Below are 14,169 nucleotides of genomic sequence, written 5' to 3'. Positions count from 1 at the left end.
CCCCGAGCGTATGGCCGGGTGCGCTCCCGGTGATGGTGGCGGCCGACGAAAGGGACCACCGCCGGTGGTGCCCGCGCACATGGCGGCAGGCCGGAGGTCAGCGCGCCGGGTTGACCGTGGCGACGAGCGTGAGCGCCTCGTCGAGCGTCCGCGGCCGCAGCACACCGGCGGGCAGTTCATCGGGCCAGCCGGGGCCGGTCGCCGCGACGACGGCGGGGCGGCGCGGCAGCTCCAGCACGGCCCGCAGCGTGGCCACGTCCGCCGTCTCGGGCAGGTGCGACCACACGACCACGATGGACGGGCCGGTGCGGCGTACGGCGTCGAGCAGGGCGCGCGGGGGGACGCGGGCGCCGAGCAGCCGGGCGCCCACGCCGCGTTCGGCCAGCGCGGCGGCCATGGCCTCCAGCGGCAGGCTGTGCTGCTCCTCGTCGGCGCAGGCCAGCAGCACCGGCACCGGCGACCCGGGGGCGGGGCGGCGCACGCCGCCGAAGACCTCGCTGACGCAGCGGGAGACGAGGTGTTCGACGTCGATGAGGCGCTGGGTGGCGGCATGGCGGGTGCCGATGCCGACGAGCACGGGCACGAGCAGGTCCTGCCAGGCGTCGACGACGCCGTGCTCGGCCACGGACTCCTGCACCAGGTGGCGCACGGTCAGCGCGTCCAGCCGCATGGCGGCCCGGGCCAGGCCGCGGGCCTGCGCACCGGCCCGGCCGACGGCGACGGTGTGGCCGCCGCCGTCACGGGTGTGCGGGCGCTGCTCGGTGAGCTGGGCGATCCCGTCAGCGGCGGCGGAGCGGGCGACGCGGGCGGCTTCGGCGGCCGGCACGCCCTCGGCGGTGAGCCGGCGCATGGTCTCCAGGCGGGCCAGCGCATCGGCGTCGTAGCGGCGGTGGTGGCCGGGGTCGTGGCCGCTGGGGCCGAGGCCGTAGCGCTGGTGCCACGTGCGCAAGGTGGTGACGGCGATGCCGAGGCGCCGGGCGACGGCGCCCGCGCTAAGCCCTTCGTCCTCGCCTGCCACGTCACGAGCCTATCGCGGCGTACAGTTGCGTTGATTGCTGCATCGTTTATCTCCCGCCGACGCCTGGGGATGATCATGAAAACCGTCGTCGTACTGCTGACCCGCGATCTACGCGTGCACGATCATCCCGCGCTGGCCGCCTCCTGCGCCAACGCCGAACGGGTGGTCCCGCTGTTCGTCGCCGACCCGGCGCTGACCGTGCCGGACAACCGCCGCCGCTTCCTGCTGGAGAGCCTGCACGACCTGCGCGACGGCCTGCGCCGGCGCGGTGGCGACCTGCTGGTGCGCTCGGGCGACCCGGTCGCCGAGGCGGTGCGCACGGCCCGTGAGGTCGGGGCCGAGGGCATCGCGCTGACCGCCGACGTCTCCGCGTACGCCGCCCGGCGGCAGGAGCGGCTCGCCCGGGCCTGCGCGCGCGAGCGGCTCGCGCTCAAACTGTTCCCCGGCGTCACGATCGTCCCCGCGGGCGAGGTCACCCCGTCGACCGGCGGCGACCACTACAAGGTGTTCACCCCGTACTGGCGGGCCTGGCAGGCGCGGCGCTGGCGCGGCACCGTCGCCACCCCGCGGAAGATCCACCTGCCCGACGGCGTGACCGGCGACGACCCGCGCACGGTGCTCGGCGACGCGAAGAGCGAGTCGCCCAGCCCGATGACCGGCGGCGAGACCGAGGCCCTGCGCCGCGTCAAGGCCTGGCAGGCCAAGGCCGCCGCGTACGCCGACCGGCACGACGACCTGCCCGGCGACGCCACCTCCCGGCTCAGCCCCTACCTGCACTTCGGGTGCCTGTCCCCGCTCGCCCTGGCCACCACCGACGGCATGCCCGAGGCGTACCTGCGGCAGCTGTGCTGGCGCGACTTCTACCACCAGCTGCTGGCCGCGTTCCCGAAGCTCGGCACGCAGGCCTTCCGGCCGGGGGCGCAGGAGCAGTGGCAGGACGATCCGGTGGCGTTGCAGGCGTGGCAGGCCGGCGAGACCGGGGTGCCCATCGTGGACGCGGGCATGAGGCAGCTGGCCGCCGAGGGCTGGATGCACAACCGGGCCCGGCTGGTCACCGCGTCCTACCTGACCAAGTCCCTCGGGCTGGACTGGCGCGACGGCGCGGCCTGGTACAACCGGCTGCTCATCGACGCCGACGTGGCCAACAACTACGGCAACTGGCAGTGGGTGGCCGGGACCGGCACCGACACCAAGCCGTACCGCCGCTTCAACCCCGACCGGCAGGCCGCCCGCTTCGACCCCGACGGCGCGTACGTGCGCCGCTGGACCTGATGCGGTCAGCCCGGCCGACCGTACCCGTGGTTCCTCCGGAACCCCATCTCGGTCAGCAGCCGCTCCGGCGCGAGCTCGTACCAGGGCGTGCCGCCACCGGGTACCGGCGGTGCGTGCGCAGGGAAGCCCGCCCAGGCCAGCAGCAGCGCTATCCGCTCCGCGGGGTCCGGGTACAGCCGGGCGGCGAGGTCGGCGAGCCGCTCCTCCGCGTCGTCATCCTGCCGTGACGCGGCCTCGGCGGCCTCGGTGAGGCCCGGCGGCGCGGCCCGCACCCAGGCGACCCGGCGGTGCTCCTCCTGCGCCTCGTACTCGGCCAGCAGCTGCTGCGTCTCGTGGGACCCGGTCAGTCCGCGGGCGGCCAGCCAGTCCGCGAGCGCGGCGCCGTCCCGCAGGTCGGCGTCGCCGTCACCGACGCCCCGCAGGCCGGTCTGGTGGTGCAGGGTCCACTGGGCGACGTCACGGCCGAGCGCATCGCGCACGAGGATCGTCGGCCACCCCGGGCACCGACAGCGATCGCCGGTGCCACCGTCGACCACGGCAAGCAGCCGGGCCAGCTCGGCGATGCCCTCGCCGGACACCGTGATCCGAGCCGCGTCCGGTGCGTCGACCTCGTCCGGGGACGCCTCGACGACGACCACCTGCGCGGCACCGTCCAGCACCTGGCGCAGCGCCGCCGTGGTGGGTGCCGCGTCGTCGGGCACGCCCAGGGAGAAGTCGTCGCGGGCACGAGAAAGGTCGGTCACGGCGGGCAGCGTACCCGCGCCGCGGCGGTCAGGCCGCCCGCTCACGTCGCGGTACCGGTTCCACCTCGCCGGGGAGGCCGATCATCATGCGCTGACCTGCCTTTTCATACCCACGGAAAGTCGACCTGATCGTTGCGTCAACGGATTTCACGATCCGCGGCGACGCCCGAGCGGCCCGGTTCGAGGCTCTGACCTGCCGCTATCCGCCGACGAAGAAGTCGTCAATCATGATCACAACAGTTTTGATCATGATTCGGGCCGGCGGTGACGGTGGCGAGGCAGACTTGGTGTCCAGCCCCGCGGTGGCGCGCCGCGGCAGGGGCCGTGACACGGGCAGACGGCGATCGAGGGAGCAGACATGCGCACACCGGCGCTGGAGGTTCGTGAGGCGGCGACGGGCAGCCCGCGGGCGCTGGTGATCCTGCTGCACGGCGGGGTGGTCGACGGGCACGGCCGGGCCCATCGCGGCCGGGCCGCGTACCTGCGCATGCTTCCGTTCCGGCGGGCCATGCCCGACGACGTCACGGTCTGGCGGCTGCGCTACCGCTACCGCGGCTGGAACGGCGCGGCCGCCGACCCGGTCCGCGACCTGGCCTGGGCCCTGGACCAGGCCCGCACCCGCCACCCGCGACTACCCGTCATCCTGGTCGGACATTCGATGGGCGCCCGCGCCGCCCTGTGGGGCGCGGGTGATCCGCAGGTCACCGCCGTCTGCGCGCTCGCCCCGTGGATCGAGCCCGGCGACCCGGTCGATCAGCTCGCCGGGCGTACCGTCCTCATCGCGCACGGCGTCGCCGACCGGATCACCGACCCGGCCGCCTCCCGCCGGTACGCCGCAGCGGCCGAGCGGGCCGGCGCGTTCGTCACCTTCCTCGACGTCACCGGCGACGGCCACGGCATGGTGCGCCGCGCCCGATACTGGCACCGGCTGGTCGGCGACTTCGTGGCGGCCCGGACGCCCCGGCCGGACACCGCACCCGCGACGAGCTCCTGACCCGGGGCCGCCTCACTGCCCGGACAGCGTGATGCGGGCCGGGCAGCACCCGCCCGGCCCGCATCGCGGCTGTGGTGTCAGTCGCCGCTCGACCGCGAGGCGATCGGCGCGACCAGCGCGACGCCCAGCGCCGCGAATCCGATCTGGAAGAGGAGTTCCAGCCAGTCGACGCCGCCCGTGTTCGCCACGTCGAAGGCTCCGGCGACGAAAGTGCCCAGCAGCGCCGCGGCGACGCCGATGAGGATGGTCAGCCACAGTGCGATGGCCTGCCGGCCCGGCAGGACCAGCCGACCGAGCACACCGATGACCAGACCGATGATGATCGCGGTGAAGATACCGGTGATTTCCACGGTGTCCTTCCTTTCCCTGTCGTTGCCTGGGAAATGCCCACCCCGCGACACCCGCAAACCCGCCTGGTCCATTCCCGACCCGACGCCCCTCGCGCAGAGAGAGACGGGCCCCGACGCGTACGCCGGGGCCCGCCCTTTTCACCTCGTCACCGACGTTCGCGGTCGGCGTAGTACGTGCCGACCTGATCGCGGTACAGCGCTTCGTCGCGGAGGTCCGGGTCGTACTCCGGAGCGTCCTTGATCTCGGCCTTCGAGCGGGTGACGTAGACCTTCTCCTCGAGGAAGTCGATGTTGTGCACGACTCCCGCGGGGAGCATCCGCTTGCTGCCGAAGATCCATGGACCGGTATCGACCACGATGTAGCTGGAGCCGACGGCCCCGGTCGCTTCATCGATCTTGCCGATACCGCCGTCGACGGCCTCGACGTGGAAACCGACGATCGAGCGGTCCCCGCCTTCGTCCGTCGTCTTGTAGTCGAGGTCCGCGCTGTAGCTCCACGGGTCCCAGGGGATCGGGTTCATGGCAGTCATGAGTGTTCCTCCTCCTCGTTGGACTGGTGCTGACGACGACCGCCTACCCACTCCGCCGTCCGCCTAACCCGCCGTCCGCCGCCCAAGATCGCTCGACTTGCCAGGCACCTGGGCGAATGGACGCGCAAGATACGCGCATCTGCCCGGCAAGTCGGTGGATCACGGCCGACACCCTGCGGCTTATGAGCGTTATGCATAGTTCGCACGGGGATGGGGTACGACCCTCGCATGGCACGAACCGAGCGCGTCATCGCGGCCTCGCCCGAGCGCGTCTTCGCCGTCCTCGCCGACGGCTGGACGTACGCGGACTGGGTCGTCGGCACCGCGCACATCAGGGACGTCGACTCCTCCTGGCCCGCCCTCGGCAGCCGGCTGCACCACCAGGTCGGGCCGTGGCCGCTGTCGACCGCCGACGTCACCCACGTGGTCCGCTGCGAGGCGCCGTACCGGCTGGTGATGCGGGCCCGCATGTGGCCGCTCGGCGAGGCGGTCGTGGACTTCCGCCTGGTCCGCCTGGACGCCGCGTCGACGCTGGTCACCCTCGTCGAGGACTTCACCCGCGGTCCGCTGCTCGCGGTCCGCAACAAGCTCAACGACCTGGTGCTGCACGGCCGCAACAAGGAGGCGCTGAGCCGACTGGCCGACTTCGCCGAGAACCGCGAGAGCACGTACGACGCCCGGGCGCTGGCCGAGGTGCGGCTGGAGCGTGTCGCCCGGCACTGACCTCCCCGACTGCGACGATGACCGCCGTGGACGACCTGATCACGCTCGTCATCCGCACCGAGGACGCCGAGGCGGCCGCGGCCTGGTACGCCCGCCTCGGCTTCACCAAGGACAGGGAGCACCGCTTCGAGCCGGGGCTGCCGCTGTTCGTGTCGGTGCCGCACGGCGGCTGAGGCGGCGCGAAGTGGGTCGTGATACCCGGACCGGCCCGGCAGGGTGCATCATCTGCACATGCCCCTGCCGTCGCCGAGCCTCAGGAAGCTGGACTACTACCTGCTCGCCGCCGACGAGTCCGCGCGTCCGGAGGCGGTCGTCGTCGAGGAACTGGTGCTGCGGGACGACGGCACCGCCATCGGCATCGACAATGTGACCTGGACGGCCACCGGCGGCTCGTGGCAGTGCACCCCGGCACTCAGCCGCGACCTGCGCGCCGACGAACGGCTGCGCGCACGGGTACGCGCGGTCGACGCCGGCACGGCCGAGACCGCGTTGCGCTCGCTCGGTGGCGGCGACCTGCCGGAGGAGACGTGGCTGCGGGCGCGGTTCGCCGACTTCCTGCCGCTGCCCTCGGCTCCGCTCCTGCGCCTCGGACCGGCGCAGGCGCCGCCCGGCTTCCGCGACCGGCGCGTCTACCGGATCCTGTTCGCGGGCGACCTGGACCGGCACGGCCTGCAATGCCTGCGGCTGTGGTGGCGGCTGGAGCCGGTCGAACCCGCCGCCGACCCGTCGGGCCGCCTCGTCGGGCGCGCCCGCCGCGAGGTGGACGGGCACGAGCTGAGCTGGGAGCTGCGCCGGGTCGGGCCGGGCCTCGGCTGGGCCGTCGACCTGACCGCCTGCCTGCGCGACGGTCCCGCCGGAGCGGTGCCCGCGCTGCTGCGCGACCTGCGGCAGCTGGCCCGCGCCCACGGCCTGATCCCGGTGGCCGTCGAGCGCCTCGGCTGAGCCCTGCGGGTATCGGCGGCCGGGCGTTGATCAGACCCGGTCGAGCGGCAGGTGCGGCTCGGCGGGCAGTTCGACGGTGACCGTGTCGCCGGGGCGCACCGGGCCGCCGGTCAGCACGATGCTCATGATGCCGGCCCTGCGGATCAGGGCGCCCTCGTCGTCGCGGTAGACGACCTGCTTGAGCAGCCCGTCCTCGAAGCCGTCGATCTGCGCGCACGGGTTGCGCAGGCCGGTCACCTCGACGACGGCCCGCGGGCCGATGCGCAGCACCGTGCCCCGGGGCAGCGACAGCAGGTCCAGTCCGCGGGTGGTGATGTTCTCGCCGAGCTGACCCGGCGCGACCTCGAAGCCCTGCTCGCGCACCTCGTCGTGCAGCTCGGCGTGGATCAGGTGGACCTGGCGCAGGTTGGGCTGGGTCGGGTCGGCGGCGACCCGCGACAGGTGCTGCACGGTCACCCCCGCGTGGGCGTCCCCGGCCACTCCGAGCCCCGCGATCAGCTCGATCTCATCGGTGTTCGGCTTGCTGAAACGGTGTTCGGCGTCCCGGCTGACGGCCACCACGATCGGAGCGGACATGGGCACATTCTCGCATCGGGCCGCAGGGACCACATTCGGCGTTGCGCGCCTGGCGGCCGGAATATGTACGGCGGCCGGTCATCGGTGAAGCCGGGCCGGGCGGGTCCGCCGGTTTTCCGGCTGGTGGGCCGCAGAATCATGTCATGGCATACGGGATGATTTCCGATGAAACCTCCCATGAGCGGCTGGCAGTGCGAGTCGCCGGGATCGTCCAGGGTGTGGGCTTCCGGCCGTTCGTGTACACCCTCGCGCAACGGCTGCACCTGCACGGACACGTCGGCAACGACACCGAGGGCGTGTTCATCGAGGCGGAGGGCCCCCGCCCGGCGCTGGACGCGTTCCTCTGCGCGCTGGATCTGGAACGCCCGCCGCTGGCCGTGATCGACTCGATGACGGCCGCGCACCTTCCGGTCACCGGCTCGCCCGGCTTCACGATCGTGCCCAGCGACGCATCCGGCCCGCCCGCCGCGCAGGTCACCCCCGACGCCGCGACCTGCGAGGCATGCCTGGAGGAGACCACCGGCGGGGGCGGCCGCCGGCAGGGGTACGCGTTCACGAACTGCACCCACTGCGGCCCCCGGTTCACCATCGTGCGCGACGTGCCCTACGACCGGCCGAACACGACCATGGCCGGGTTCGCCATGTGCGACGACTGCGCCAAGGAGTACGGCGACCCGGACGACCGCCGCTTCCATGCCCAGCCCGTGTGCTGCCCGGCGTGCGGGCCCCGGCTGAGCCTGCTGAGCATGGACGGCGGCGCGCTGCTCGCCGCCGGCGCCGACCCGATCGCCGCGACCGCGCGGCTGCTGCGCGGCGGCGCGATCGTCGCGATCAAGGGCCTCGGCGGCTACCACCTGGCCGTGGACGCGACACACCCCGAGGCCGCCGCCCGGCTGCGTGCCGCCAAGCACCGCGAGGACAAGCCGTTCGCGCTGATGGTGGCCGACCTCGCGGAGGCGGCCGGGATCGCCGAAGTGGAACCGGCGGCGGCACGGCTGCTGCGGCACCCTGCCCGGCCGATCGTGCTGCTGCCCCGCCGCACCCGCCATCCGGCGCACCGGATCGCCGAGGCGGTCGCGCCGGGCTGCCGCGAGCTGGGCGTGCTGCTCCCGTACACCCCGCTGCACCACCTGCTGCTCGCCACGATCGTCCGGCCGCTCGTGCTCACCAGCGGAAACGTCTCCGACGAGCCGATCGCGTACCGCGACGACGACGCGCTGGCCCGGCTGGCCGGCATCGCCGACGTCGCGCTGACCCACGACCGGCCGATCCACCTGCGCACCGACGACTCGGTGGCGCGCGTGGTGCGCGGCTCGCCGATGCTGCTGCGCCGCTCGCGGGGGTACGTGCCGCGGCCGGTGCGGCTGCCGGTCAAGCTGCGCCGGCCCACGCTGGGCTGCGGGGCCGCGCTGAAGAACACGTTCTGCCTGGCCCGGGGTGAGTTCGCGGCACTGTCCCACCACGTCGGCGACCTCTCGAACGCGGCGACGTTCCGCTCGTACACCGAGGGCGTCGGGCACCTGGAGCGGCTGCTGGGGATCACGCCCGAACTGCTCGCGCACGACCTGCACCCGGACTACCCGTCCACGGCGTACGCGCAGGAGCGGGAGGGTGTCGAGCTGGTCGGGGTGCAGCACCACCACGCCCACATCGCGTCCTGCCTGGCCGAGCACGGGGAGCAGGAGACGGTCATCGGGGTCGCGTTCGACGGGCTCGGCTACGGCGACGACGGCACGCTGTGGGGCGGCGAGATCCTGGTGGCGGATCTGGCGGCGTACACCCGGGCGGGCCATCTGGCCGCGGTGCCGATGCCCGGCGGCGCGGCGGCGGTCCGCGAGCCCTGGCGGATGGCGCTGTCCTACCTGGACGCGCTCGGCGGCGAGCTGCCCGGCGTGGCGGTCGCGCAGCGGCACGCGGCGGCGTGGCGGCCGCTGCGCGACGCGGTGCGGGCGGGCGTGAACGCACCGCTGACCTCCAGCGCGGGACGGCTGTTCGACGCGGTGGCGGCGCTGCTGGACCTGCGCGACGAGGTCACCTACGAGGGGCAGGCCGCCGTCGAGCTGGAGCAGGTGGCGCGGCGCGGCGAGGTCGCGGGTTACCCGGCGGAGATCGCCGAGGATCCGGTGCTGACGCTCAGTGGGGCCGACCTGGTCGGCGCGGTGCTGGCGGACCGGCTGGACGGGGTCTCCGTGCCGGAGATCGCGGCCCGGTTCCACGCCGGCGTCGCCGACCTGATCGTGAACGCATGCCTGCTGGTTCGCGAGCGGCACGGCCTGCACACCGTGGCGCTGTCCGGCGGCGTCTTCCAGAACACGCTGCTCCTGGGCCGGACGATGGACGGCTTGACCCTGTCCGGCTTCCGGGTCCTCACCCACCGCCAGGTGCCACCGAACGACGGCGGCATCAGCCTCGGTCAGGTCGCGGTGGCCGGCGCCCGCGACCGGCGTTAGAGAGGGGAGCATCCAATGAACCCGTCAGCGAAACCCAACGTGGTGTTCATCCTGGCCGACAATTTGGGCTGGGGGGATCTGGGCTGTTACGGCGGCACGGTGGCGACGCCGCGCATCGATTCGATCGCGGCGGACGGGCTGCGGCTGGACAACTACACGGTCGAGGCGCAGTGCACGCCCACCAGGTCGGCGCTGCTGACCGGGCGGCTGCCGGTGCGTTCGGGCACGTCGATCGTGCCGATGCCGGGCCAGGCCGGTGGTCTCGCACCGTGGGAGTACACGCTGGCACAGCTGTTCTCCGACGCCGGGTACGCCACTGCCGCATACGGCAAGTGGCACCTGGGTGAGGAGCCGGGCCGGTTGCCGACCGACCAGGGCTTCGACGAGTGGTTCGGGATCAAGAACTCCTCCGACGAGGCCGGATACTCGGCATACGAGCAGTTCCGCGCACTCGGTGAACCGGAGCCGCAGGAGTGGGAGGGCGTGCGGGGCGAGCCGGTGCGGCCGGTCGGCGTGTTCGACAAGCAGGCCAAGGACCTCGGCGACGAGAAGATCACCCAGCGCACGATCGGGTTCATCGAGAGGCAGGCGAAGGCGCACCGGCCGTTCTTCGTCTACGTGGCGATGTACCAGGTCCATCCGCCGATGGGGGTGCATCCGGACTTCGTCCGCAAGTCAGGCGGCGGCATCTATGCCGACAGCGTCGCCGAACTGGACCACCGCACCGGCCAGATCCTCGACGCCCTCGACCGTGCGGGCGTCGCCGACGACACGATCGTCGTATTCAGCAGCGACAACGCCACCAGCCCGCTCGCCGGCGCCCACGGCGGCTCGAACGGGCCCTGGCGGGGTGACTTCTTCACCCCGCCGTACGAGGGAAGTTACCGCACCGCCGCGGTGATCCGCTGGCCCGGCCGCATCCCGGCGGGACGGCGCAGCCAGGAGATGTTCTGCGCGGTGGACTGGCTGCCGACCTTCGCCGGCATCATCGGCGAGTCGGGGCGGGTGCCCACCGACCGACCCATCGACGGGATCGACGCCGCTGAGCACCTGCTCGGCCGGCGAGAGAGCTCGGGCCGGGACTCGGTCCTCTACTTCGGCATCGACGGCAGGCTGATGTCGGTCAAGTGGAAGAACTACAAGGTCATCTTCCGTACGTCGGACGGCATCGACCGCCCGATCACCGACGTGCAGATGCCCCTGGTGTTCGACCTGATCGGCGACCCTGGCGAGCGGTTCAACATCTGGGAACACGCCATGGACGTCGGATGGGTGTTCCGGCCGGTCTACGGCTTGATCAAGCAGTACCAGCAGAGCGTGGCTAAGTATCGCAACATCGAGACGGGCGAGGACTTCCCGGGATATCGGTGACCGGACACTGCCGCCGCGCTTCGGGCGCCTGGCACGAGCAGCGCGTCCGCCCTTTAGGCCCCGATGGCGACATGAAGGTGTTCTTTCCTCACTTCATGAGGCGTTGGACGCCGTCGAGGATGACGTCGAGGCCGAAGGCGAAGGCGTGGGCCGGGTCGGCGGAGGCCTGGTAGACCTGGCTGCTGGCCTCCCCGACGCGACCGGCGACCGGGAAGTCGTGGCCGGTCATGACCCGCTCCAGCACAGGGGCGGTGGCGCGCCACCACTCCGTCTCGGTCAGGCCGGATTCGCGTTGCGCACGGGCCAGGCCGGCGTGGCTGCGGGCGACGCCCTCGACGTGGGTGAGGACCAGGGTGAGCACGGAGTCCATCTGCAGGTCGGTCAGCCCGACGCCGTCGAGGACACGCAGCTCGGCCTCGTACTTGAGAACCGCGTTCGGGCCCAGGGTCGGCCGGCCGCCGGTGGCGTCGAGCAGCCAGGGGTGGCGCAGGCTGACGTCCCAGTTGCGCTCGGCGACGTAGCGCAGGCCCTCGCGCCAGCCGCCGTGGCCGGCCGGCTCGTCGACGCCCGTGTACAGCTCACCGAGAACCGTGTCGACCATGAGGTCGTTGAGCTCGGCCTTGCCGGGCACGTGGGTGTAGAGCGACATGGTGCCCACGCCGATCTTGTCGGCGACCCGGCGCATGGTGGCCGCGTCCAGGCCCTCGGCGTCGGCCAGCTCGATCGCCGCGTCGACGATCGCCCGGACCGTCAGGCCGGACCGGCCGGGCCGGGTGTGCGAGCCCCACAGCAGCGCGAGGCTGCGACCTGGGTCACTCTTGGCGCTCACGGGAACACTCCACCTCGTCTTATCCGTTGGCGTACACCGTACGGTACAGGCTACGCTTGCGAGCCGCCCCCACGACCCGATCCCCGGAGGTCCGACCGTGACCGACTACGGCTTCATCCAGGTACGCGGAGCCCGCGAGAACAACCTCAAGGACATCAGTCTCGACATCCCGAAGCGTAAGATCACACTCTTCACGGGCGTGTCCGGTTCGGGCAAGTCCTCGCTGGTGTTCGACACCATCGCCGCGGAGTCGCAGCGACTGATCAACGAGACGTACACGGCCTTCCTGCAGTCCCTGCTGCCCGGCTACGGCCAGCCGGACGTCGACTCGCTGGCGAACCTGTCCGCCGCGATCATCGTCGACCAGAAGCGCCTGGGCGGGAACTCCCGCTCCACGGTCGGCACGGTCACCGACGCGTACTCCATGCTCCGGCTGATCTTCGCCCGGCTCGGCTCGCCCGCCGTCGCCAACCCGGGCGTGCTGTCGTTCAACGACCCCAACGGCATGTGCCCGGACTGCGAGGGCCTCGGCGACGTCGCCGCCATCGACGAGGACGCGATCGTCGACCGGGACAAGTCGCTCAACGAGGGCGCCATCCGGTTGTCCGGCTTCAACGTGGACAGCTGGTTCTGGGCGATCATCACGCAGTCCGGCTTCTTCGACAACGACAAGAAGCTGCGCGACTACACCCCCGACGAGTGGCACCGGCTCATGTACCTGCCGGAGGCGAAGGTCAAGCTGGCCACCCCGGCGGGCAGCATGAACTCCACGTACGAGGGCCTGGTGCCCAAGTTCAAGCGGCTCTACCTGACCAAGCAGACCGAGACCACCGCCGCGCACATCCGCGCGGCGATCGACCGGATCGCCACCCGTTCGGCCTGCGCCGCGTGCGGCGGCGCCCGGCTCAACGCCGCTGCCCTCGCCTGCCGGATCGACGGCCGCAACATCGCCGAGTGCGCCGCCATGGAGGTCGCCGACCTGGCCGCGTTCATCCGCGGCGTCGACGCGCCCACCCTGGCCCCGATGCTGAACTCCCTCGCCGCCCGGCTCGACAACCTCACCCACATCGGGCTCGGCTACCTCAGCCTCAACCGGCCCAGCGCCACCCTGTCCGGCGGCGAGTCCCAGCGGGTGAAGATGGTCCGCCACCTCGGCTCCAGCCTCACCGACATGACGTACGTCTTCGACGAGCCCAGCGTCGGGCTGCACCCGCACGACGTGCACCGCCTCAACGAGCTGCTGGTCCGGCTGCGCGACAAGGGCAACACGGTGCTCGTCGTCGAGCACCGGCCCTCGGTCATCGCCATCGCCGACCACGTCGTGGACATGGGCCCGCGCGCCGGCCGCGACGGCGGGCAGGTCGTCTACTCCGGCGACCTGGCCGGGCTGGCCGCCTCCGGCACGCTCACCGGCGAGCACCTCAGCCGCCACCAGGCGCTCAAGCCCAAGGTGCGGGCCGCCACCGGCGAGCTGGTCATCAAGGACGCGGCGCTGCACAACCTCAAGGGCGTCACCGCGTCCCTCCCGGAAGGCGTGCTGACCGTGGTCACCGGCGTGGCCGGGTCCGGCAAGAGCTCGCTCATCCAGGGCTGCCTGCCCCGGCACCACCCCGACGCGATCTTCATCGACCAGCGGCCGATCCGCGGCTCGAAACGCTCCACCCCGGCCACCTACACCGGCGTGCTCGACCCGATCCGCAAGGCGTTCGCCAAGGCCAACGGCGTCAACGCGGCCCTGTTCAGCGCCAACTCCAAGGGCGCCTGCCCACAGTGCCAGGGCATCGGCCTGCTCTACACCGACCTGGCCTTCATGGACCCGGTGGTGAGCACCTGCGAAGCCTGCGACGGCCGGCGCTTCCTGCCCGAGGTCCTCGAACACACGCTGCGCGGCCAGAACATCAGCGACGTGCTGCGGATGCAGATCACCGAGGCGGCGTCGTTCTTCACCGAGAAGGCGATCAGGCCGATGGTCACCGCCCTGGTCGACGTCGGCCTGGGCTACCTCACCCTGGGCCAGTCGCTGGACACCCTGTCCGGCGGCGAGCGCCAGCGCCTCAAACTCGCCACCGAACTGGGCAACAGCTCACGCGTCTACGTGCTCGACGAACCCACCACCGGCCTGCACATGAACGACGTGGACAACCTCATCGGCCTGCTGGACCGCCTCGTCGACGGCGGCAGCACGGTGATCGTCATCGAACACAACCTCGACGTCATCTCCCGCGCCGACTGGATCATCGACATGGGCCCCGGCGCGGGCCACGACGGCGGCCGGATCGTCTTCGCGGGCACGCCCCACGACCTGCTGACCGACGAGCAATCGCTGACCGCCGCCCACCTCCGCACCCACCTGAGCTGACAAGCGAAGGAA

General features: G+C 72.3%; 14 protein-coding genes. 8 read left to right on the top strand and 6 right to left on the bottom strand.

Going from position 1 to position 14,169, the window contains the following annotated elements; translation table 11 throughout:
• Positions 1–97: 97 nt before the first annotated feature.
• The gene (locus HAV39_RS15200) at positions 98–1,018 is read right to left on the bottom strand and encodes a MerR family transcriptional regulator (RefSeq protein WP_191839867.1); all 921 of its coding nucleotides are present in this window, start codon (positions 1,016–1,018) and stop codon (positions 98–100) included.
• A gap of 69 nt (positions 1,019–1,087) precedes the next feature.
• On the opposite strand from HAV39_RS15200, the gene HAV39_RS15195 reads away from it, so the two are divergent.
• On the top strand, positions 1,088–2,290 hold the full coding sequence (locus HAV39_RS15195; RefSeq protein ID WP_191839866.1) for a cryptochrome/photolyase family protein: 1,203 nt from the start codon (positions 1,088–1,090) through the stop codon (positions 2,288–2,290).
• A gap of 5 nt (positions 2,291–2,295) precedes the next feature.
• Here the strand turns inward: HAV39_RS15195 and HAV39_RS15190 are convergent, their stop codons facing one another.
• On the bottom strand, positions 2,296–3,033 hold the full coding sequence (locus HAV39_RS15190; protein WP_191839865.1) for a hypothetical protein: 738 nt from the start codon (positions 3,031–3,033) through the stop codon (positions 2,296–2,298).
• Positions 3,034–3,391: 358 nt separating this feature from the next.
• Here HAV39_RS15190 and HAV39_RS15185 point away from each other — a divergent pair, with 358 nt between their 5' ends.
• The gene (locus tag HAV39_RS15185) at positions 3,392–4,027 is read left to right on the top strand and encodes an alpha/beta hydrolase (RefSeq protein ID WP_191839864.1); all 636 of its coding nucleotides are present in this window, start codon (positions 3,392–3,394) and stop codon (positions 4,025–4,027) included.
• A gap of 77 nt (positions 4,028–4,104) precedes the next feature.
• Here HAV39_RS15185 and HAV39_RS15180 read toward each other — a convergent pair whose 3' ends face one another.
• Positions 4,105–4,377, bottom strand: coding sequence for a GlsB/YeaQ/YmgE family stress response membrane protein (locus tag HAV39_RS15180; protein WP_120315484.1), 273 nt, complete (start codon positions 4,375–4,377; stop codon positions 4,105–4,107).
• A 146-nt stretch (positions 4,378–4,523) separates the two neighbouring features.
• Positions 4,524–4,907: a PRC-barrel domain containing protein gene (locus HAV39_RS15175; RefSeq protein ID WP_239120996.1), complete on the bottom strand. Its 384-nt coding sequence runs from the start codon at positions 4,905–4,907 to the stop codon at positions 4,524–4,526.
• Positions 4,908–5,135: 228 nt separating this feature from the next.
• On the opposite strand from HAV39_RS15175, the gene HAV39_RS15170 reads away from it, so the two are divergent.
• The 3 genes from HAV39_RS15170 to HAV39_RS15160 are packed head-to-tail and all read left to right on the top strand — an operon-like array spanning position 5,136 to position 6,572.
• Positions 5,136–5,630, top strand: a complete 495-nt coding sequence (locus HAV39_RS15170; protein WP_191839863.1) for an SRPBCC family protein — start codon at positions 5,136–5,138, stop codon at positions 5,628–5,630.
• A gap of 17 nt (positions 5,631–5,647) precedes the next feature.
• On the top strand, positions 5,648–5,803 hold the full coding sequence (locus tag HAV39_RS15165) for a hypothetical protein (protein WP_191839862.1): 156 nt from the start codon (positions 5,648–5,650) through the stop codon (positions 5,801–5,803).
• Between the two features lie 58 nt (positions 5,804–5,861).
• On the top strand, positions 5,862–6,572 hold the full coding sequence (locus HAV39_RS15160) for a hypothetical protein (RefSeq protein ID WP_191839861.1): 711 nt from the start codon (positions 5,862–5,864) through the stop codon (positions 6,570–6,572).
• A gap of 30 nt (positions 6,573–6,602) precedes the next feature.
• On the opposite strand, the gene HAV39_RS15155 is transcribed toward HAV39_RS15160, so the two are convergent.
• Complete coding sequence (locus HAV39_RS15155; protein WP_191839860.1) at positions 6,603–7,148, bottom strand: MOSC domain-containing protein; 546 nt, start codon at positions 7,146–7,148, stop codon at positions 6,603–6,605.
• Positions 7,149–7,291: 143 nt separating this feature from the next.
• Between HAV39_RS15155 and hypF the strand changes: the two genes are divergently transcribed.
• Positions 7,292–9,598 carry a carbamoyltransferase HypF gene (gene hypF, locus HAV39_RS15150; RefSeq protein ID WP_203736700.1) on the top strand — a complete coding sequence of 769 codons (2,307 nt, stop codon included), beginning with the start codon at positions 7,292–7,294 and terminating at the stop codon, positions 9,596–9,598.
• A gap of 15 nt (positions 9,599–9,613) precedes the next feature.
• Positions 9,614–10,969 (top strand): arylsulfatase, encoded by a 1,356-nt coding sequence (locus HAV39_RS15145; RefSeq protein ID WP_191839859.1) that lies wholly within the window; start codon positions 9,614–9,616, stop codon positions 10,967–10,969.
• An 88-nt stretch (positions 10,970–11,057) separates the two neighbouring features.
• On the opposite strand, the gene HAV39_RS15140 is transcribed toward HAV39_RS15145, so the two are convergent.
• Positions 11,058–11,798, bottom strand: a complete 741-nt coding sequence (locus HAV39_RS15140) for a TetR/AcrR family transcriptional regulator (protein ID WP_191839858.1) — start codon at positions 11,796–11,798, stop codon at positions 11,058–11,060.
• A 97-nt stretch (positions 11,799–11,895) separates the two neighbouring features.
• Here HAV39_RS15140 and HAV39_RS15135 point away from each other — a divergent pair, with 97 nt between their 5' ends.
• The gene (locus HAV39_RS15135; RefSeq protein ID WP_191839857.1) at positions 11,896–14,157 is read left to right on the top strand and encodes an ATP-binding cassette domain-containing protein; all 2,262 of its coding nucleotides are present in this window, start codon (positions 11,896–11,898) and stop codon (positions 14,155–14,157) included.
• The last annotated feature ends 12 nt before the right edge of the window (positions 14,158–14,169 follow it).

This window comes from Catellatospora chokoriensis, assembly GCF_011297315.1.
GTDB classification, from domain to species: domain Bacteria; phylum Actinomycetota; class Actinomycetes; order Mycobacteriales; family Micromonosporaceae; genus Catellatospora; species Catellatospora citrea.
The sequence above is the reverse complement of the archived record's forward strand: the minus strand, read 5'-3'. Positions and strand labels throughout refer to the sequence as shown.

Bases quoted from the DNA above. Each gene is read 5' to 3' on its own strand.
- hypF (WP_203736700.1), top strand. From the start codon at position 7,292: ATGGCATACGGGATGATTTCCGATGAAACCTCCCATGAGCGGCTGGCA.
- HAV39_RS15185 (WP_191839864.1), top strand. From the start codon at position 3,392: ATGCGCACACCGGCGCTGGAGGTTCGTGAGGCGGCGACGGGCAGCCCG.
- HAV39_RS15195 (WP_191839866.1), top strand. From the start codon at position 1,088: ATGATCATGAAAACCGTCGTCGTACTGCTGACCCGCGATCTACGCGTG.
- HAV39_RS15170 (WP_191839863.1), top strand. From the start codon at position 5,136: ATGGCACGAACCGAGCGCGTCATCGCGGCCTCGCCCGAGCGCGTCTTC.
- HAV39_RS15160 (WP_191839861.1), top strand. From the start codon at position 5,862: ATGCCCCTGCCGTCGCCGAGCCTCAGGAAGCTGGACTACTACCTGCTC.
- HAV39_RS15145 (WP_191839859.1), top strand. From the start codon at position 9,614: ATGAACCCGTCAGCGAAACCCAACGTGGTGTTCATCCTGGCCGACAAT.
- HAV39_RS15165 (WP_191839862.1), top strand. From the start codon at position 5,648: ATGACCGCCGTGGACGACCTGATCACGCTCGTCATCCGCACCGAGGAC.
- HAV39_RS15155 (WP_191839860.1), bottom strand. From the start codon at position 7,148: ATGTCCGCTCCGATCGTGGTGGCCGTCAGCCGGGACGCCGAACACCGT.
- HAV39_RS15175 (WP_239120996.1), bottom strand. From the start codon at position 4,907: ATGACTGCCATGAACCCGATCCCCTGGGACCCGTGGAGCTACAGCGCG.